Source organism: Nitrospira sp. Nam74 (genome assembly GCF_965152615.1).
In genome coordinates, this window is record NZ_OZ224220.1 from 4,106,261 (window position 1) to 4,127,828 (window position 21,568).

Consider the following 21,568-nt stretch of genomic DNA (forward strand, 5'->3'; position numbering starts at 1 on the left):
ATGGGTCATGACGTTGCTGAAGCGACCTTGCCATAGAGTGCGACAAGTTCTCGCGCGGTCCGTTCCCATGAGAATTGAGCGGCCCGACTGATTCCTTGATCGCGTAATTGTCTGCGACGAGATGCATCGCTGAGCACGAGCGTGATGTCTTCTGCAAAACCATCGACGTCTGAGGGATCACGTAGTAATCCAGCGGACCCTACGACTTCCGGCAAGGATGAGGCATTCGAGCTCACGACCGGACAGCCGCACGCCATTGCCTCAAGGACAGGCAATCCAAACCCCTCATACCGAGAAGGAAAGACGAAAACGGCCGCATGCTGATACAGCTCGATCAATTGATCATCCGTAACGATCCCGGCAAAAACGGTTTGAGGACCAATACCAAGTTCCTTCACCAATTGTCCGAGCTCCGGCCTCCTGCGAAAATCTCCGGCCAGCACAAGTCTGTGCCGCTCCCTCAGGAAAGACGGTACCCGCGCAAACGCCTTGATAAGAGTTTCAATATTTTTAGTGGGATCCGCGCCCGCCACCGCAAGAACATATGGGAAATCGGTCTCACCAGATGGGACGGTGGGACGAAACCGCTCGAGATCAACGCCAGGGTAAATCACCGTTACACGTTCGGCGGGATAGCGAAGAAGACGCTGAATATCTAAGGATGATGCAACGGAATCTGTGACTACATGGTCGATAACCGCACGGCGGTCCGGTACTACTATCCGCTCGATCAAGGGCCTGGTGTAACGTCCCGTATTGAACAACAGCGGCTTCACGTCATGGATCGTCACGATCAACTTGCCCCGTTTTCCCATCACGCAGGAATCATAGGGAAGATGAAGAACGTCATGGCGACCACACAGCCAAGGAACCACTTGTTCCCATACACGGCGTTTAAAGATCGGAATCTCCACAGTCCGATAGCGCACGTTTGGCCATTTTGTAAAAAGAGGCTGTTCAACCGGCATGACGATCTCATACTCATTCTCACGATCAAAGGCGGTGAGCGCATCAATGAGAGATCGCACGTATCGACCCAACCCAACGTTGAAGTCCTTAAGGTGCCAGGCCGCGAGCAGTATCTTCACAATCAGATGTGGGAAAGATTTTGATGAGCCATTAGCAATGGATAGTGACTAAACTGCGCAGCCGTTGAGAGGACACATGCTGCTGTTTCAGCAACTCACATGGAGACCGAGCCTGAAGCGAGGTGACTAATCGGCTTGTAGAGACAGAAACCAACGCCAGGGAGCGAGCATCAACTACGATACCGGAATATTGAGCGTGCACCCGAGTTCGTGAATTCCCCTGGCTAACTCATCATACCGGAGATCCTGGACTTTTATCATACTGAAGTCAGTACGCATCATGATTAAAGCCAATCCTTGCCCCTCCCGCTTTTTATCCATTTTCATTGCCTCGAAGATCTCTTGAGTGCGGAAGCGAAGCCCTGTCCTGTCGATATGGATATTCTCAAGAATCAAAGCCCTATTCAAAGACTCATATCTCATTTCCGACATCAACCCGCGGAGCTTTGCAATCATGTTCGCAAAAAGGATACCGATCAAAACTGCCTGTCCGTGAGGAATCGCAAAATCGGTTGTGGACTCGAGGGCATGCCCCAAGCAATGACCAAAATTCAGGAGATTGCGACGCCCGGTGTCAAACTCGTCTTCCTGAATGTACTGAAGTTTAATAGAAAGCACGTCGCGGATCGCGTTCAGGAGGGCTGCCTGGTCTCGCGCTTTAATTTTTGGCATCTCTTTGCGAAGAGCCGTTGCGCTGGATTCGCCGCCCATCAAGTACAATTTGATAATCTCACCGAGACCACTGTAAAAATCTTCAGGCTCCAGCGTCGCTAAGAAACCGGTATGGATATAAATCTGCGTTGGCGGATAAAACGTCCCGATCAGGTTTTTGTATCGTTGATAATTGAGGGACGTCTTACTTCCGATACAGCTATCGCCCTGTGCCAGCAACGTCGTAGGCACATAGATCCAATGGATCCCGCGGTAAAGCGTAGACGCGACAAACCCCGTAACATCCTGAATAATGCCGCCGCCGATCGAGATCATGGTCATATTCCGTTTTGCAGCAGATTTCATCAGGGCGTCATAGATCGCCATCACGGTGTCCAGGCACTTCGCTTCCTCACTGATAGGCAAAATCAGGAGTCGCTGTTCGTCCAGATGGTCCAATGCGGCCGAGTACAGGTCCCAAACCTTCTTATCGATAATGTAAAAACAGTTGTTGATCTGCTCACATTCCTCTAGAAAGCCCATCGTTTCTACGAAGGCCACCTTGTAATTTCGGATTGACGACGCCACAGTGATTATTTGCACAGGTATCCCCCGTCAATAACAATCACTTGACCAGTAATATAAGAATTTTTTGGCGAGCATAAGAAGGCGATGCAATCGGCAATCTCCGCTGGTTCTGCCAGCCGCCCCAAGGGGATCTGCTTGGAGATCGCCTCCAATTCAACTGAGGTGTTATTTTTCTTCGTCAGATCGGTATTGACATAGCCTGGAGCCACCGCATTGACCAGGATATTATAGGGTGCCAGTTCAACAGCCATCGCTCGTGTCAGCCCATTAAGACCCGACTTCGCCGCGGAATAGCTCATGCGACGTTCACGAGACACCAGGCTCCAGATGGAACTGATATTGACGATATGCCCATGCCTTCTAGCTTTCATGCTCTTCAGCAAACCTCGTGTGAGCCGGAAGTGTCCCAGGAGATTGATTTGGATCACTTCCTCAAAATCTTTGCTCGATATCTCATCAATGGACCCGAGACGATTTATCCCCGCATTATTTATTAGAATATCGACTGGATCGGCAAGCGTGGACAAATATCCATCAATCGATACGGTAGAGGATAAATCCAACGCCTTGCTTGAAGGACAAAGGATCCGTACCCCTTCCTCTTGCAAGCGAGCGGCAATGGCGGCTCCGATGCCGCGTGACGCACCCGTGATAAGAGCGGTTCTCATACTGACAGGCCGGCATTCTGAATCCCATTCTTATACCGCTCTTCAAGCATCTGAATGCGCATGTCGTCCTCGAGTGAGATTCCCCTGTAGTAGTCGCGCTTGTTCTTCAGCCAGAGAAGTTCGAAGCCGACGGCTTTCAGGATGCCCTTTTCGCAATCCTGCGCTAATGCACCGGGACAACTGAAAATCACTTTACGGGTTTCGTAACGGTCAAGATGTCCGTCCGGCAGCGCTCGGAAGAAAGATAACGAATCTGCCGAGACACCTCCGCCTATGGCAACCTCTAATCCGCGGGACTTGGCCTTAGCTGCCAGGTCCTTCGTAATGCCAAACACCTCTTCACCATTGATGTGATTGCGGCTCAGCCCCAGCGAACCGGAAAGGTCTACACGACCTATCACGATACCGTCCAGAATCCCGATCTCGGGCATCGTCAACATTTCATCGAAATGGCGATATGCCGTCACGGTTTCGATATTGACAGCAAACTCCACTTCTTCTTGCTCGTCCTTCGGAAAGGCGGAACTTACAGCGGCAAGAAACTTACTTAAGGCGTACGGTGTCTCAATCATAGGCGCAACGATGCGCGAGACGCCGACGACTCGAGCCTCGTACATATCCCGCAACGCTTCGCAGCCGCCAATCTTAAGAGTCAGCCCAAGATCGGCCTTCATCAGAACTTCCTTCAACCGGAGCGCTTCATCCATCCGGGTTCCTTCGGCCTCGAACTCGGCTTTGACGCCTACGACATCATGGTGCTCCTTCAAGTTACGAAGGATATCCACCATCTTCCTTTCGGTTAAATTCATGGCCTACTCCTTTGAGATGAATATGGGACTGATAAAAATCAGCACTGTTTCTTCTGTCAGGGGCTGCCGGTAGACATGTTCCTGGTTAGACAAACTAGCCACGAACGGGCGGTGGCAAAACACTGAGCCGACGCCATACTGTTAACTCTGTGCCTGCCGCCACGTATGCCTCGAATTTTCCCGCAGTATGCCATGTGGCAAAAGACTATTAATTTCCTTGGAAAATAGCAAGTTCAGTCCAGTCATGGTCGTGCATCTCATCCACATAGCTGATCACTTTTTGTGATCTCATCACAACGCAGGTTTTAGCTGGTCTGCCCCCACTGCGTTTCATTGAGTAAACCGTTCAACTATGGCAAGATACACGCGTTGCGAACAAGCCGGATTCTCAATCCAGCGTTGAATCTCAAAGATTCCAATCGGCCACGCTACTATGCCGCCTAGTAAATTCATATCTTAGGCAGTCCCCTATTGAGAGAGGCTCATGGACACACCGACAATGCCAAGCCAAAACGCTACGAATCCCTTCCTTTTAGAGCGGCGGTATCCTAATCGGCCCGCTGATCTACTCACTTGCGACACGCGATAGGATCATCTCCGCCATACCATTGCGGTCCGTGCTTTTGCAGTTGGTTACCTCAAAGAGCCGTACAATTCGCGCGGCAAAGCATCCGGCGCTGTGCCAACCGCTCCGCATGTTGACACCTATGGAATACGAAGAGCATCTCAGATTCTATTGTTTGACAGTTTCAAAATCCGGGCAACCTGTCTGACCGGAGGCGTTCACCCGCCGGGCAGATCAAGCCTTCCCTTTATTGAGCCGAAGGTTCGGGAGACACAGTGGCTGACATTCTTTTTTCCAAGCTCATTCTGTGGAGTATTATTTTCTTGTCGATTTGCCTTGTAATGGGCAGATCGATACCCGACAGGTGGCTATTCTCCAATCTTTCACGCCCTCTGCAGCAAATTCTGGTCGGGTTTTCCCTTCTCGTTATCATTCTCCGATTCTCATTCCGGGAACATACGCCTCTAGCTATTGCCTTCGCAATCATTGCCGGGGTGGGGGCATTGGGACTGACGCGAATCGTTCTCGCTTTCATGAAACTCGGCGATTCCTCTCGAACTACTACTCCGAAGACTCACCTTTGGCTATATCTCTTGCTTGTGCTACCGGCAATGACAATTACTTTTTTCCCCTTAATCGGAAGCGGCACGGTGTTCTTCCAGAATCGCGGCCCCGATCTGGACGGGCATCTCTTAAGCGCTGCGTATGTGTTTGACGGAAACTCCTACCCCAGGCTTCTTCGGTCTTTCGAACAAGCGTCAGGAAGTTTTGAATGGTGGAATTATAAGAACGCTCATTGGCATCTTCCTGATTTCCGCGAATCGATTGCCGTGGAAGTGTTCATCCGGTCAGGAAGATACTCCCACGCAATGCTCTCTAGCATGATTTCCTGGATATCTGGAGAGCCGATCTGGTTCGGCTATTTTGTTTTAATGGCTTGCTCAACGTTGTTATGTTCCATAGTAATTTTTGGTGCTTGTAAGGTACGGGGTATTCAGCCAATACATTGCGTTCTCTTAACGGTTCTACTGGCTAGTTCGCACACGTATGCATTGATGGTATACGAGGGCATTGCGGGGCATCTTGTCGCAATGCCTATCCTGTTGTTCATCACACTGAATTACCGATGGCTCTCCGTTGGAACGTCCAGTACTGCTCAAAGGTTCGTCCTGGCAATGCTGCTAAGCGCGCTCATCAGCACGTTCGGGGAGGGAATTCAGATTCTTGCGATCTTCGCCATTCTCTTCGTCCTTCTTTCTTTTGTCTTGCGAAATGGGATGGGATTTTGGACACCCCAGATTCTGTCTTCCTTGATAACCGTATTGGGCCTCTTGATTACAATAAGCCCTTCAATATTTTCCGACTTCATTTTATGGAGTTACTACCGTTTCATGCAGAACTTCTCCGGGGGCGCCCTTCATGCTAATTGGTCAATATTGTCGATCGTAAGTTCGATTCCGTATGTCAAAGTGCCTTTCAGCGGGTCGACAAAGCCCCTTATCCTCGCTTCCTACGGTACCAGGTTGCTCGAGGCAGGTGCCCTGATTGTGCTTGGATCAATCTTGATATACCGGAAACACCCGTCTGGAATAGACATCACCCTAGCCGCCACTACGTTGTTCGTTTTTACCGTACCCGACCACTCCTATGCCACGTGGAAAGTTGCCGCAATCTTTCAACCCTTGATTACCATAAGTGCATTCCAGGTATTACCGGAACGACTGTCCGTGTTTCGCAAAAACTGGCTTTTGTACTGCCTTGTAGTCCTTTCAGTGACTGGACTGATTTACCTTCTATGGCAATATGATCGATATGCCGTTCATTTTCACCAGGAACAGGTTGAAACGAGTAGAAATCCCTTACATAGGGAAACGTTTGCCATCGTCACACCTTCGCCGTCTCATATTTATCTTAAACTTGGCACTACAGGCGAAACATACTTGCCGAGCCTTGACTGGGCACGAGACTGGCGCCAAGATTTTTCTATAGGCAAGGCTCCACAGCTCAACATTGCGTTGTACTATGACTGTGCGGCAGAAGGTGACAGCAGATGCAAGATGATCACTCAGTATCTCGGAGAAAGCGTAAGACCAAGGACATTATTTCCGACGGCTATACCCATAACACGACTGCTTGACGAGAATGGGTTGATAAATCAGGTGGCGCTCGATGCTTTTGTTCGAGAAACGTACGGGGTAGAACGATGGTGCGACCGTGGACCGGCCGAGCATGCGCCGAATTTACCGTGCCACTGAAAAGACGTCACAATTGTGCGTCATATCCCAATACGAGGCGGTTCGAATGTGACAATTGGCGAATTCGCGATTCTGATTTGACCGTCTTTATGATATGGCAGTTGCGCTAACACGCGCTACCAGAGTAGCACCTGAATAACAATCGGGCCGGCAACTAACAATGTGTGGAATATGTGGCGTCGTTAACTGGGAAGGGTCTGATGTGGACGCGGTGCTGGCAATGTCCAGCGCCATGGTGCACCGCGGACCAAACGCCCATGGATTGGCAATCAGGACTCCGGCGGTACTTGCGCACAGAAGACTTTCAATCATTGATCTCACCGATGATGCAAACCAGCCCATGGCGGACCAGTCGGGGCGTTACTGGATCACATTCAACGGCGAGATATACAACTATCGCATCATCCGGGCCGAACTTGAAAGCAGTGGGTTGAGGTTTCGGACCCAAAGCGACACGGAAGTTCTACTCTATGCCTATATCATCTGGGGCGTTGAATGCTTACAGCATCTGAACGGGATGTTTGCATTTGCGGTATGGGATGATCTTGAGAAACGCCTCTTTCTCGCGCGCGACAGACTAGGTGAAAAGCCCCTTTACTATAGTCGGCTTCCCGGGGGCGGCCTTGTATTTGCCTCGGAACTCAAGGCGCTTCGACTCCACCCCATGGTATCACGCCGCATCAATCCACGCGCGATTTCCCAGTTTCTGTCCCTTAACTATGTACTGACCGATGAATGTATCATCGATGGTGTGCAAAAACTGCCTCCAGCTCATTTTCTAATCGCCGAAGCCGGCAAGAACAATGCGCCTCAATGCTACTGGGATCTTGCCGTGTATTTCCGTACAAAACGCAACTTCGGCTCCGATGAAGAAGCGACAGCCGAACTGAACGCGTTGATCAAAGATGCCGTGGATATGCGCCTCGTAAGCGATGTACCGCTAGGAGCCTTTCTGAGCGGCGGGCTCGATTCTTCGACCATTGTTGCCGCAATGAGTCGTCTTCGCCCCCCGGGCCAGAATCTGACATTCAGTAGCGGCTTTTCTGAGGAAAGCTTTAGCGAACTCCCAAAGGCACGGTTTGTCGCACAATACCTTGGCGTTCACCACTACGATCAGATTGTGGACGGCAACACGGCAACCGCTTTGCAAGCGATAGTCCGATATGCCGACGAACCCTTTGCCGATACTTCTATCATTCCAACTTTCTTCCTTTCCAGGTTTGCCGCAAAACATGTCACTGTTTGCCTGACTGGGGACGGCGGTGATGAACTATTTGGCGGTTACGAAACCTACATCGCGGACAAGATACACGGGCCACTTCACCGACTTCCCGGCCCAATGATCGAGATGCTTAACCTCTTGGCACATGCCTTAGTGCCCAACAGCTTCGACAAAGTAAGCCTCGACTATAAGCTAAAAAAACTTTTATCCGGTGCACGCCTTGAGCAGGACTGTGCCCATTACCACTGGCGGACCATTTTCAGTCAAGCTGAAAAACGCGAACTCATCCGTGCCGAGCACCATGATGACATGCTTGGCGTAGATCCTTGCCTTTCCTTCCTAACGCACGCGCGTAAGCTCGCCGACGCCGATTTCCTCGACCGTGCCATGTACACTGACATCAAGACTTGGCTAGTTGATGACGTACTCCATAAGGTAGACAGGGCATCTATGGCTCATTCGCTCGAAACCCGCGCACCGTTTCTCGACCACAAGTTGGTGGAATTCGCCGCATCACTACCGGTGCACTTGAAAGTTCATGGGTTGCAAAAGAAATATCTGCTAAAGAACAGCCAGCGTCAGGTCCTTCCCGCACATATCATTGATGCAAAAAAACAGGGATTCAATGCCCCTGTATCGCACTGGTTAAACAGTGCACTTGAAAAAACAACCATGCGAGTTATGCGTGAAGGGCCACTGCTTGACTGGCTGAAGCGTGACACAATGACCAAGTTATGGGAAGATCACAAACACAGACGCCAAGACAATGGACTCAAACTGTTCGGAATATTGTGCCTAGGGTTGTGGCTGGAAAACTAGAAAGGCCTTACGGATTGGGCAGCAGGATGTCGAATGGTATAAGCAATGCCATGCGCGAGCGCTGCGAAGCCACATCTACATGCCCTAACCAACCGTCAAATCCCGCCCGGGGCACCGACGGACGCGGAGCGGGATGCCGCGGGATTGAGGAGATGGTCGTGTCTCTTCGTAGCCTTTTGGTAATCCACTATAACAAGCGGGTGAGCTTCGTAATCGTGCCGAGGCCAGCGATGCTTGGCGTAATATTCACTCGATTGTTTGCAGTCACCGGTAGCCGGGAGGAGCGCAAATTTAATCCCATAGTAGGCATCCCAAAAGAATTCTCCGGTACGGATACCCCGTACAAGCCTTCTCCATATGAAGCTAGGGTTCGTCAGAATTGCCCTGCGGTAAGCAATTGACATGTACCGCAATATCGTCTCGTAATCTAAATAGCGGTGTGCAAACAGCGGACGCTCCGTGTAGATGTGGTATTCGTCCCACTCGTATGACTTCACCAAGTTTTCACGAGCGTAATCGTTGAACATAGGCGTGCCCGGGAAAGCGATTGTGATACCGAATTTGAGCATGTCCAGTTCCAAGGCACGAGCAAATTCAATGGTGTCCAGCATGCTCGCTTCGGTATCCGGCGATAAGCCCAAGAGAAAGAAACCGTTAGTATCAATGCCGGCAGCCCGTGCCTTGCGTACAGCCACTTTGCCCTGTTCGACAGTTGCTTTACCCCCTTTGCCGAACGACTTAAGAATGCCATCATTACCCGACTCAAATCCAAAGGATACCCGATAGCAGCCGGCTCTACGCATGGCCGTGAACAGTTCATCGTCGGCAGACTCGACGCGAATTCCGTTCGTACAGGACCAGGCCATATCGACTCCACTCGCAGTAATGGCATTGCAGACACGGACAGCCCAATTATGATCTGAAGTAAAGATGTCGTCCGCCAGCATGAACTCGCGCCACCCCAGTCGGCTCATGACTCTCACTTCTTCCGCGCACCGTTCGGGCGATTTTTTCCTATAGCCCAATGCCATCGTCATCTTTGATGCACAAAAGTCACACTTAAAAACACACCCTCGCGAAAACTCCGCCATGGTCACAGGAGGTCGCCTTGCCAATAAGCGGCTCATCCTACTCTTATATTCCCCTGCATCAAACAAATGCCATGCTGGTATAGGGAGGTCATCTATATTTTCAATCAAAGGCCGAGGACCGGTATAGGTTATCGTCCCTTCGGCATCGCGGTAATACAAACCGAGCACGCGCTTGGGATCACTCCCATCACAAATCTCTCCGAATGTAATATCCGCCTCCCCGGTCAACGCAAGATCAAGCATGCTCTCTTCCATGCTTTCCAGGGGCATTGCCGAGATATGAGCTCCACCGCCGACGACCAATATATCTTTGGAAATATCCTTGCAAAGAACGGTAATGTCTCGCAGCTGATTCATCAATGGAGTCGTCGCGGTAATGCCGACGATATCAGGCTTCGACTTCAATATTTCCGACCGGATTAGCTTCCAGTCATAAGACCGGAAACTAAGATCCAAGATATTGACGTCATGGCCCCTTTCAAGAGCCACGGCAGCTATGGTCATAAGCCCCAAGGTCGGGTGTACTGGATTGGTAATACTGGCTTTAGCCGACCCATAACTTGCAATATAGGACGGATTGATAAGAAGTACTTTAGACATAGTACGGCGCTCACTCGTCTCGATAATGTCGCATTACTTGGCCGCCCGATTCGGCGCTGTCCGCTCCGTGTCTTGCAAGTGTAGCAATTGCTTCAACTGAATGGAAACCAAACCGATACCGAACATCAAGACCGACAGCGTGACGCATCCGACTCCCAGCAAAAACGCACTATGATGCCCTAATATGATAGCATCAAGAAAACATACTGAGGCGAGTCCTACGAGACAGACTGAGAAGGCCAGAAAGATCTTAATCGGATTGTAATACAAAATGGCTTCGACGATGAATTGCAGTGTACGAAGCGAATCCCTAAACAGTCTAACTTTTGTCATCCCCACCCTTTTCTGATACTCAATGGGGATATATGTCACGAACATTCCATTCATCATGTACGCCAAGGTAAGAGACGTCGTAAAGCTGAACGTCTCACATAGGTACTGAAAGTACGGCACGATGTCCTGTCGTGAAAATATTCGCAATCCGGAATTAATGTCGGGTATTTTTCGCCCTGCCGTAAACTCGACCAGAGCCTTCAGCAGAACGCGAAGCATCTTTTTGCCGAATGATTCGTCATAATGTTTGCCCTGTCGGGCACCCACGACCATATGAAATCCGGCGAGATGCGCACGGAAAAGGTCTGGGATACGGTCCACCGGGTACGTCCCATCTGCATCGGCAATTACTATGGTATCGTAGGTAGCTGCAAGTATCCCATCCTTGAGGGAACGGCCGTAACCGAGGTTGTGAGGATGCCGGATTATCCGAGCACCAGCCGCCACCGCCGCGCCTGAGGTATTGTCCGATGAGCCATCGTCGACGACGATGATCTCGTATTCGCCACCCAATTGAGCGAGCGCCTTCACGCAAGCATCAACGGTCCCCGCGATTGCCGGCTCTTCGTTGTAGGCTGGAATGATAACCGAAATCATTGCAACAAGCTCGGATCGAAATTTCGAAATGTCATGCCTACGGCCTGTAATTCCCTGAAAGAGGGCCGTGGGTTAGGATACACAAGCCCGAGCACGCTGTCACTGCGAAAATCTATTCGAATTCTCAGTGACTCCATCAGCCGAAGTCCAAGCCAGACCATACGCCATGGCACAGGGACGAAAACTGGATGATTACCGTGTGCCCTCGCGAGATCTACTAGTAATTCCTTAAATGACTTCCCTCGTGAACATGCCGCCGTAATAGCGCCAAGGGGCTGATCGCCATTCATTTCACAAAGCCTGTACATCAGCGCACATAGGTCTTCATCGAAGGCCAGGTACAACCTCCACGAGCCATCACCGATCAAAGGGACCACCTTGGAGCAAGTCGCCTTTCGGTTCAAAGAGCCAAGCATGCCTCCAGCGTTTCTGCCGTAGACAAGTCCGGGACGGACAACGACGGCACCCACTTTAAGCGCTTCATCTTCAATAGCCAATTTTGCTCTTCCATAGAGTGATCGGCAGCCAGCATACGCGCTAATTGTCGATACGCACAAAACTTTATGCACGGCCGCCTTACGGGCTGAATCGAATAAGCGAGCCGCCCCTTCTACATTAATACGCCAGATATCGTTTTGTATAACGGGGTGGAAGTCATAGGCGCAGTGGATTAGCGCATCGACGCCCTGAAGTCGGTCTGACGAAATACCGTCTTCCAATGAGTAAAAGGCACATTGAGCCTGCCGATGCGGGGCAGGGGTTCGGGTCAACTCTAGCACGTCCCACCCATGACTTCGCATGTGCGTCACGATCCTGGAGCCGACGTAACCATTAGCTCCTGTCACAGCACATTTACGCTTCATCTTCAACCACCCGTGGCGCCATGGCACTGCATCTCTTTAAAATCAGAGTAAATGTCGGCGAATCTAATTGACTGCCGGCGCATACAAGCTGCCAATACGATGAGCATTGGCCATGACGCTGAGCGTGATCGTCGTGGGGGGAACACTGGGGAACACACTTGCGTCAACAATATGGACTCGCCGCATTCCCGAAAATCGACCATGGACATCGGTCTCAAACCTTTCAGGAGAACGTCGCATAGGAAATGTTCCGCCAATATGGGACCCTTGGCCTGGTTTCCCTATCTGAAGAAGCGGAAGGATAGGCACGGCACGCAAATGTCGGCTGCACCTGAGTAGTTTTCGGCTAATACTCTCGACATGGGCCTTCGACCGGGGATTGATCATTGCTTCCAATACTAGTTGATCCGCAACCTCGCGATGTTCAAGTCGAACCGAAAGGGCGGATGAATCGTTCGAGTGTAGATATCCTTGCAAGATGATTATCCGTCCGAGCAATGAATCAGACAGTCGTCCGCTAATCTGAAAAAGCGCCCCGAACCGGCTTTCAAGAGTGCGTTGATATAGGTCATTGTAGGTATAGGCTTGGAGATGCGCCGGATTCCCTTGAGGGATGCACGCGCCTATCTCAAAAAATGTTTGAGCCAAGGTATGCAGGGGCTCGCGGGCTACTTCCTTAGTACGCTTGAAACGTAAGAGAGGCAGCAAAAAGTATTGGCTGTCCTTGATCGTCAATCGCTTGCCGTAAGCGCCGACAGATGCCAACATAATCTTCGCGGTGCCTATGACTCCTCCGGCAAGATACACGCGTTCTCCGCGAAGAGTAAACGGCAGCTGATTTGACGGATGGCGGCACACTAATTCAATTCCATTTGCATTCTCGACCACGCGATCTACAGCCACGTCGGTACGATAGTCAAACCCTGTCTGAGCCTTCAGGGTTTCAACGCTCTGAGCAGAATTGTAAATCAGCTTTCGTGGACAGCCATACAAGCACATTCCGCAGTAGATACATCCCCCTTGCTCTGGGAAAGCGCCGGCTTGAACGGCGAGTCGTGCCTGGCCATACCGGATCCCCTCTTTTCTGAGCACTTCTCGTGACGCATGCAAGTCATACATCAACGCTCTGGCTTGGCTGCTCGGCTTTAGCGGCGCATAGTGTCGCGAATACAGAGGGAATTCACCTTCAAGGTCATCCCGTTGGGCGGCGAGAGGCATGAAATCGAATACAGCCTGATAGTGTGGCGCAAGTTCATCGACATTGATTGGCCAATCTCGAATGTCCCCTGCACGATAGGGCAGCACAGCGCTTCCCCAAACATTGCTCAATCCGCCACGTGCACAGGACGAAACGACCTCGACCCCTGACTGAATAACCTTAAGACCGCCTTTGACATCCCGGTAGGGAAAGTCCGATCCATACGACAGCTTTCTGGGCATTGCGCGCACATAGCCCGCCACATGCCCTTTTAACAGTGACAGAGAGGTCTCCGACCATTTATCCGGTGTGCTGGATGAAAGGGTATCAAGAACTTTAGAGCGCTCCGGCTCAAGTTCCACCCCGGCATCGAGCATGGTCACTTCTGCTCCTTGCTTCAACAGAGCATGTGCCACAGACACGCCTGATGGACCCGATCCTACGACGTAAACCATTCCATTTGTCGGCATTACCCGACAACCTTGATTGCAGTGACAACGCCCCACTGCTTAGTGGACGCGCTTAAGATTGTGGGGCAACAAACCTATATCTTCGCCCGCATGATTCATCTTTCCCCGTAGGAACCGGTTGCGCGTCTGGTCGTAAACCTTCGAAAGTTTTTCTCATATAGATTGTGACTAGGATACCGAGCAGTGAGAAGGGAACTAAGAAACTCTTCGGGGTAGCACTATTAAACATCCCTTCAGTGTTTACCTTTACCAGCGATATCACGATTCCACCTGAAAGCATCAGGAACAGACCTGAAAAACGGAGCATGGTATGGTTGTATAGGGTTGCTTCCCTAGAGGCGACGAGCATCACTGCCGGCATCAACAACAATAGGTTGTACTCGGCGGAAGCCGAATGAAACAGCAGCGGGATCGTCGTCAAGACCATTACTTCGTCCAGCCAATCGGCGGTCTTACGGCATATAACATAAAAGGAAATAATGAAAGCCCCTCCCATGGCCAATAGGAAAAGATTCCACACCGGTATATCAGAGGTTAAGTTGGCATTGACGGAAAGGAACAGCGTGCGTAAAAGCACGCGAAAAGCTTCTATACCAGCCGCACCCCCTTGCAACTTCCCCCCGTCGGTGGTGACGAAGAGCTGCTGCGCAACATCCGGGACCATATGACCAAAGGGCGCCACGAGCGCATATTTAAAGATGGCCCACCTCGCGAAGTCGAATCCGAAAAGAGCTATCAGAGAAGCACACGTTACGGATACGACAACGCCTAGAAACACACCCAGCTGGCGGAAGCAGTAACGGGCCACAAACACTACAAATAGGAGGTTCACAACCTTGAGAGATACCAGAAAACCGGCGCATACGGCACACCAACGAAGCTTCCCACGATTGTAAAAATACAGCATCAGTGAAAGGAAGAAAAACGAGATGATCGCATAGTTTCCTCTCTCAATGGCGAACAGGACCGGATAGCAAATGGCAAGGAACAGTCCTAGAAAGAAGACTGCGTCACCCCTGAGCCCCTTGGCGACGAGAATCTCCCTCGCGAGGAGAACCAATGGCGAAAGGAACACGACCAAGAATAGGAAGTAAATGAGTATGGTCCCTGATCTAATATTATGAAATCCTGGCCTCCAGCCGGCAAGGACTGCGAATAGCTTAGATAGCGCATAAGAAAATGGAAAATAGCCGGTATTCACCGCTTCAAAAGTTCCCTCTGCCGCCGTTAGGGCCTGGTAATAAAAGTCCCAAAAATTGCTATAGGTAAAGCCAACCTTGAAATCATTACGCTTGAAGCCAAATTCGAATCCTGAATAGTAAAACAGCACGACAATTACGAGATTGAAAAACAACACCGGCTTTAGGATTTCGACTGGACCATCAGCCGCCTGGCGTACAAACACCAAATAATAGGAAAAGATCAGCAGGAACGCGGTGGCGAAAAATCCATATCCACCTCTGGCATCCCCCTCGGAAACTAGCGTATTGAAGGCGATGGCCACCAACAATAAAGTGGCACATATATAATAGACCGCCTTCAGAAACCTCATTCTGCCTCCAGCGTTCATCGTTATAAGTGCACAGCAGTCGACTCGCAACCGCGACCGATTCTGCTCAGTCTATACAGGACAATATCGACGGGCTGTTGAGCCACAAACAGCTCCATATTGTTGCCTAGCTTGAGTTTCTTGACCGCTGCAATGTGGAAGGACAGAGGAAACAAAGGATCAAGCCTTAACGACTTCTTTGATACTTATACTCAAGACATTTTTCTCAAGACTCATTTCGTGGAAGTCAGTTAAAACTCTTTGAATGTCCGAACATAGCAAGTTGAACTGTGCAATAGGTGGAAATACTCGCCCATGCCAAGGGCAAGTAAGCCTTCCTCTCACACACGGATGTGGGTCCAAACTCGCGCCCTCGTGCGGACACATGCGGGCAAACACGCAAAGCTTCTTATCTTGCCGCACCAACCTTAATCCTAAGTGATCATCTCGTCCAATCAGCCATTCATTCTGTAGGCCCTGGTCAGCCTCAATCTTCAACTGAACGGGTGGGAAGGAGGACGCTTCTTTTGGAAGGATCACATTTGCACACGACAGGTTCATCGTTTGTTCAAAGCCGTATCCATCTGGAGGCCTTAAAAATGTATAGCCCCATGACCGCAGTTGGCCTCGGCGCTGCCGCATGGGTATGTCGGTCGACATAAGATTCTTGTAATTTCTTTTTATAACCCAAGTGATGAGCGGAAACAAAAACTGCAGGGCCCTAGGCGTTCCGATGCTATACCTAGTCACAACCCTTGCTTGATTCTCACTTAAGGAGTCGTATGTGGTTTCAACGATTAAGGCAAAGAATAGAAAGGTCGTATAATAAATCTGAGTCCGCTCATCGAATGAATAATTAAACACTGCCATGGGTACCTTCAATCCGAGAACTTTCTGGATATTGATCGTCGCAATTTCATGCGTGCTCGCATGGGAAATGATAGCTTCCACTAGCTCGTGCACACAATGGAGATGAGGAATATCTTTATAGTTCCATTCCGCATCAGCTGCAGCGTAAGTCCCTTCGTGCTCCAAGGAAAAGGATGAGAAATAGAGGCCTTGCGCCTTAAGCTGGGCGATAAGTTGGTCTGTATTTCGTTTCATGGCTGCTTGCCAAAGGGAATTGTAAATGGATCATCTTCTGGACGGAGTAGCAACCGTAATAATATTGCCAAGTCTTAGAGGAAGCCTGAACCAATCCGGGAGCCACATGGCACGAACACCGACGGCCCAGGCTACGTGTTTAAGCAAATATCCAAGCGGATAATGGTTATGAGATTTTCTAACACAAAGAACCTGATAGCCGGCTAAATCAAGAAGCCGCGTGATTGTGTTGGGATTAAATAATTGTGGATGCTGAAGACAATATGGCGGCCATTTTTTTTGAAGAAGTCGGCAGAGCAAAGATGACTCGTCATGAGTGACAAATACGACGACGGCATTATCCACGAGCGTGGGCTTCATGTCTTCCAGAATGCGTCGAGGTTCTACCAGATGATCGAGAACGTGAACCATACTTAATACCGAAATACGACTCTTTGGGATCTCAGCGAAATCGAACATGCCAGCGAATATCCTATGGGGTATCCCGGCAACCTTCCTTTCTAGCTCCGGGTGGACCGTTAGATTGGGTTCAAACAGCCAAAAGTGCTTGAACCTGCCTTGTTGTGCGCAAAGTTGCGCCAAAAATCCTTGGTCCGGGCCTACCTCGAGATAGTCTCCCTCTAATGAAGAAAACCGTCTAAGAATCTCAAAGTACCCTTGTTGGGTCCTTTGCAATGCCTTCAATGGTAGCCCAGCCATGTTGTGGGGCATGACACTGTAAAGCTGAGTCAACTGATCATTCGAAAAAAACTTTGGGCAGTATAAAGCTTTACAATTGTTGCACCGGTAATAGGAAAAGAAGACTTTGTCTCGAAAAAATCCGCTCCAGTGCTCTTTTAACGTCTCAATGCTCATCGATTCTGCCGCAGGAGTGGAGCAACAGCTTGGGCTCGAACCCATCTGCTTACTTTCACAGACTGGGCAACATCGGGTCATGTAGGCTGGCTTAGTTTCGGCCATGGGAATCGAAGTCTTCGATTAATGATTCCTTTTTCCTTTTATAGGCAGTGAGCAAAATCCCTTTTTTTACCGGCTCATACTCATCCTTTATTGCAGAGTAAATCATTTTTAGCAAATTGAGTCTTTCAACTCGCATACGAGATTCAATTCCAATTCCGTCTTCATAATTTCCTTCAATGGGGAATCTACCCACGACTATGTCTCCATTAAGGCTGCGTTCAATATCCGAGTCGACAAAAATGTAGGAGGGTTTTGAGTCCACCAAGCGCTGTATGCAAAGGTTGAGCTCCTTGGTTGTGATCAAGAACCAAGGAACGTCAAAAAATGGCATTGCGCTGTATTTTTCAGCTAAAAACGGGATGAAATTATCATACTTTGAGATGATATAAACAGCGGGGTCGGCGCCTGAGAACTCTTTGATGAGAGATACGGAGTCGAGGAATGGCTGTGGATCCATAGTGGACTCAAAATTAGCGGTCTTGAGTGTCCACTGATAGGTCTTATGATCCACAAACACATTGTCGAACGTTTGCTTCGCGGAGTAATAGGCAAAAGATGCTGGAATATACACGGCGCAGATAGCAATTATTGTGAGTGTGAGAACAATCAGTTTTTGAAACTTCTCCGCCCTTACACCTTCGAGAAAGATTTTGAGAAATCCGACTGCACACAACACCAAAATCGGGGCGATGTTCAAAATATGAGGCGGCGTACTGCCCCAGGTGTAATAGAGGAACAAACCTTGAGAATAGAACAACAGCAACATACTAATGTATTTCGTGTCTTTGGCTGAGTGTTCGAAATACACAAGACAGAAATACGCCGCGCTCACAGCCATCATGGTCCAAACCAAACGGTTCACAGACAAGGGAGGACCAACGAACCCTGCCAGGTAGTAGGTCAGCATGCTGTTCTTTGCTGGGCCAGAGGGCGGCGCAGACAATAAATGTCCTATACCAATCATCAGAAGCGCCGCCAATCCACCATAAATAGCTGCCGTCCGAACACTCACAATTTCCCCGTCGACCGCCGCCATAATGAAAACCGTGGCTGCCAAAGCCACGGCGAGCGCTAAGCCGAATTGAACATTGTTCAGTATTCCTAACACAGCAAATAATACTGCTCCTATAAGGAATCCAATTTTGCGCTTTCGTATGAACATGCACAGAGCAGCGAGGACAGGGAGATCAAAAAAATGGCGGATCGGGTTTAGTCCAGGCCCTAGAGAAAGAAATTGAAAGTCAATCATTATGATATAGCCAAAAGCCAAAACGCAGACGAGGGTCACATAAAAGACATTCCGAAAAAGCAGCACGGCGCAGCCAACAAATAAAGCAAAGTAGATCAACCAAAAACAGTACCAAACCAGGAAATAATTGGCGTATGAAATTCCGCCGGCCCACTTTAACAAATTCGCCATTATCACGACGTTTAGGGAACCATATTGGGCGTTAATATCATTGAGAGGTTTTCCCTTCGCGTATTCGCTAATGGGGCCAAGAACGAAATTATGATGATGAATCACCCATCTGTTCAGAATCTGATTGTGCATTTCGAAACGATTCTTGCCGAAGAATTCCATTTCCGTAGGAGTATACTCCCTTTTCATTAGAGCTCGATGTTCCTTCCTGGATGTTTGAAACAGTTGAGCTATTTTGTGTCCGTCCTGCGTGTTCGGGTAGATCGAAGCCAACTGGCTGTATTCTTCCGAGGTCATGCCGCGATTGACTACTAATGCATGCAAGTCATCATTGTAGTAATAGGCCGTGTCATGATCATTAATGAATGACTCTAACATCTCTGTCATTGGAACATGCACATACATGCTCGGCCTGGGCGTTGGAGTCCTTCCCCTATCAAGCAGCGGGTCATACTTATTTAACCCCGCCAACTGATGGCTGTTGATGTATTCCGTATTGCCAACGAGCGTCTCACCTAAATAAGTATATTCAGGAATGTCCAGATATTCGTTGATGATTTTTAGCTGCCCCACAAGAAAGGGGGAAAAAATAAAAGCCAGATGAAAGCACACGAGACCCAACATAGACGCTACAATGACGAACGCAGTACGTGATTGAACCCATTGATTCATCCGCCCCACTAGATTCTCGCAGACAGCACGGCCCCGCGTAACACTAGCCCGCGCATCGGAGAGCGCAAACAAGGGAAAAATTACGGTGAACATCCAGAGGAGGACGAGTACGAAGGAGGTAATGGAGAGAACCGGGTTATTTTTTGCGCGAAACCATGCAAAAACAAATCCATTCACCGCAATCAACAGCACCGCAATCAACACGTAAAACAGCCTTTTACCGTTAGATATGATTTCTACTCGAAACTCATTTAGTCCACCTCCTTTAGGAACAAAAGTGTATAGAGTGATGTAATAAAGGAATAGGGCAATCCACGCTCCTGCTACAAAAGCAAGCTCCTGCGGTTTTCCCTGGAACAGCCAAGGAAGGGCCCACTGGTTGTAACTTGCCGATCGAGTGGTTAACAATAAATTAAGTTGTAGTTGCCGGGATATGCCATAAAGGATCCCAATTAAACCGAGGCTACAAACAAACCAATACGTCCAAAGAAATGTCCTGGCACCCGGATGTATCGGCAGTACTGCGGCAACTAAGAAATGTTTTTTTAAAAGAGAGGCAAGAAGGCGAAGAATGCCAGCCAGGCAAGCGGCGACAACTGCTATCTTAGCGAGGAGAGCGTCAGGGTGCCTGAAGAACTTAGCCTGGAGGTCAAATTCTAATATTTCTCCTAAGAACGGTCTCTTTCCGTTATACCCATTCTTATATTTAAAATCGGCAAAACGCGCCATGAGCTTTGAAATATGATGGCCACCAGCTATTACCTCTTTATTTGCGGTCCCCCGGAACACGCCCTTCTCATCAAAGGCCATTTCGAGATCAAAGGGGCGATCAAATTCGCAGTGGGCTAAGAGAATCGTTGTAGGCCCGTCCACCAAACTTGCAATCAAGCTGATATCGCACTGAGGCGATACTTCCAGTCGCATTCCACTATCTAGACTCGCTGTTTGAAATACGTCCTGGTATTCTTTGCTACGGTACGGAATAAAGTTCAATCTTATCGCGACCGAAATGAAGTCATAAGATGAAGGGAGTTTTTCGAGAGGCGGATCAAAAACAATCTCATTTAATTGGCCTAATGTAATATGGGCCTGACCAACCTGCCGGTCGCCGAAAGGTACCTGCCACCAAAGCACGAGACAGAAAATGGCAATGAGTGCGCCTGCTGCTGCCCAAAGATGATGCTCACGGCTTAATCTCTCAAAGATCCTATTCATCTCAACGCTTCCTCGTATCTGCGCCTTTGCTGAAGGCTCGCCCACTTCATGATCGCTGAAATTCGAATGGGAGCGGCTCTTTTACCGGTAAATGATATGCATCCCTTCTTCATTACAACTGTTATGCAACGCACATGGATATGCCGACTGCCGAACCGGGAAGATGCCGCGCTATTTCGGGCGGCGCCCCGGAATGGCGTGCACCATCGCTGGAATAATACCGGTAAAGTACCGTCTGCGGCTCGCGCGTTTTGGAACACTCTACCGACAAACCACTCATTGAAGCCGAACCCTGAATGTAACTTTGCAATACCAAAGTGACTGCAGGCGATTGCATGACACACCGACAGCCTTTGGCTGGACACCTGAGGCCGTTGGAGAAATTTCACTAGAAAAGTAAGTGGTACCATGCTCGCGCATGAGGACAGGCAGGAACTTGCCGAATGCTCTCAAAAACATTTTCCTGAGTTTTAAAAAAGTCGTGTTCAAGACAAAGGCGTATGTCAGGCTAATGAACTCTCTGTTCTTTAAACACCACCATACAATGAAGTCGGACGCCGTGATACCAAGGGTGGCTAGTATCGACACGCAAAGAGCGTGCAGGAGAAAACAATGTCTAGCCCGACTAAGGCATATGCGATTTTTGCCAATGCCGGTTAACAAATTTCATCACAGCCCTAGTTTCCTTCGCATGATCTGGCAGTTCCTTCATGTCCTCATACATCAGTCCCATATAGGTGGGAGAGACTTGGGTGCCATTATCGTAATCAATATGAGAAGCAGCATAGCCTGGTTCTACAGGATCAATGGCAACTCTACAGAACGATGCGG

At 49.4% G+C, this 21,568-nt stretch carries 14 protein-coding genes; 2 read left to right on the forward strand and 12 right to left on the reverse strand.

Annotated elements, in window-relative coordinates; all coding sequences use genetic code 11:
* Nucleotides 1-5: 5 nt before the first annotated feature.
* From ACWHYZ_RS19435 to ACWHYZ_RS19450, 4 genes are all read right to left on the reverse strand, one after another.
* Complete coding sequence (locus tag ACWHYZ_RS19435; RefSeq protein ID WP_447984315.1) at nt 6-1,088, reverse strand: glycosyltransferase family 4 protein; 1,083 nt, start codon at nt 1,086-1,088, stop codon at nt 6-8.
* Nucleotides 1,089-1,262: 174 nt separating this feature from the next.
* Nucleotides 1,263-2,342: an AroB-related putative sugar phosphate phospholyase (cyclizing) gene (locus ACWHYZ_RS19440; RefSeq protein ID WP_447984316.1), complete on the reverse strand. Its 1,080-nt coding sequence runs from the start codon at nt 2,340-2,342 to the stop codon at nt 1,263-1,265.
* A complete protein-coding gene (locus ACWHYZ_RS19445) occupies nt 2,333-2,995 on the reverse strand; it encodes an SDR family NAD(P)-dependent oxidoreductase (protein WP_447984317.1) in 663 nt (220 codons plus the stop codon). Before ACWHYZ_RS19445 ends, ACWHYZ_RS19440 begins: the two co-directional genes overlap by 10 nt.
* Entirely contained in the window at nt 2,992-3,804 is an 813-nt protein-coding gene (locus ACWHYZ_RS19450; protein ID WP_447984318.1) for an aldolase/citrate lyase family protein, read from the reverse strand. The genes ACWHYZ_RS19445 and ACWHYZ_RS19450 overlap by 4 nt, the downstream gene beginning before the upstream one ends.
* A gap of 840 nt (nt 3,805-4,644) precedes the next feature.
* Here ACWHYZ_RS19450 and ACWHYZ_RS19455 point away from each other — a divergent pair.
* Together ACWHYZ_RS19455 and asnB are read left to right on the forward strand one after the other, a co-directional pair.
* Nucleotides 4,645-6,624 carry a hypothetical protein gene (locus ACWHYZ_RS19455; RefSeq protein ID WP_447984319.1) on the forward strand — a complete coding sequence of 660 codons (1,980 nt, stop codon included), beginning with the start codon at nt 4,645-4,647 and terminating at the stop codon, nt 6,622-6,624.
* Between the two features lie 160 nt (nt 6,625-6,784).
* On the forward strand, nt 6,785-8,665 hold the full coding sequence (gene asnB / locus ACWHYZ_RS19460) for an asparagine synthase (glutamine-hydrolyzing) (protein WP_447984320.1): 1,881 nt from the start codon (nt 6,785-6,787) through the stop codon (nt 8,663-8,665).
* A 95-nt stretch (nt 8,666-8,760) separates the two neighbouring features.
* Here the strand turns inward: asnB and ACWHYZ_RS19465 are convergent, their stop codons facing one another.
* From ACWHYZ_RS19465 to ACWHYZ_RS19500, 8 genes are all read right to left on the reverse strand, one after another.
* Nucleotides 8,761-10,356 carry a B12-binding domain-containing radical SAM protein gene (locus tag ACWHYZ_RS19465; protein WP_447984321.1) on the reverse strand — a complete coding sequence of 532 codons (1,596 nt, stop codon included), beginning with the start codon at nt 10,354-10,356 and terminating at the stop codon, nt 8,761-8,763.
* A gap of 33 nt (nt 10,357-10,389) precedes the next feature.
* Nucleotides 10,390-11,286 carry a glycosyltransferase family 2 protein gene (locus ACWHYZ_RS19470; RefSeq protein ID WP_447984322.1) on the reverse strand — a complete coding sequence of 299 codons (897 nt, stop codon included), beginning with the start codon at nt 11,284-11,286 and terminating at the stop codon, nt 10,390-10,392.
* Nucleotides 11,283-12,149 carry an NAD-dependent epimerase/dehydratase family protein gene (locus ACWHYZ_RS19475; protein WP_447987619.1) on the reverse strand — a complete coding sequence of 289 codons (867 nt, stop codon included), beginning with the start codon at nt 12,147-12,149 and terminating at the stop codon, nt 11,283-11,285. Before ACWHYZ_RS19475 ends, ACWHYZ_RS19470 begins: the two co-directional genes overlap by 4 nt.
* Nucleotides 12,150-12,212: 63 nt before the next feature.
* Nucleotides 12,213-13,763, reverse strand: a complete 1,551-nt coding sequence (locus tag ACWHYZ_RS19480; RefSeq protein WP_447984323.1) for a GMC oxidoreductase — start codon at nt 13,761-13,763, stop codon at nt 12,213-12,215.
* A gap of 106 nt (nt 13,764-13,869) precedes the next feature.
* Entirely contained in the window at nt 13,870-15,369 is a 1,500-nt protein-coding gene (locus tag ACWHYZ_RS19485) for a hypothetical protein (protein WP_447984324.1), read from the reverse strand.
* Between the two features lie 177 nt (nt 15,370-15,546).
* Entirely contained in the window at nt 15,547-16,470 is a 924-nt protein-coding gene (locus ACWHYZ_RS19490) for a Rieske (2Fe-2S) protein (RefSeq protein ID WP_447984325.1), read from the reverse strand.
* Nucleotides 16,471-16,500: 30 nt separating this feature from the next.
* Nucleotides 16,501-17,325 carry a class I SAM-dependent methyltransferase gene (locus ACWHYZ_RS19495; protein WP_447984326.1) on the reverse strand — a complete coding sequence of 275 codons (825 nt, stop codon included), beginning with the start codon at nt 17,323-17,325 and terminating at the stop codon, nt 16,501-16,503.
* Between the two features lie 91 nt (nt 17,326-17,416).
* Nucleotides 17,417-20,737, reverse strand: a complete 3,321-nt coding sequence (locus ACWHYZ_RS19500) for a hypothetical protein (RefSeq protein WP_447984327.1) — start codon at nt 20,735-20,737, stop codon at nt 17,417-17,419.
* Nucleotides 20,738-21,568 lie beyond the last annotated feature (831 nt).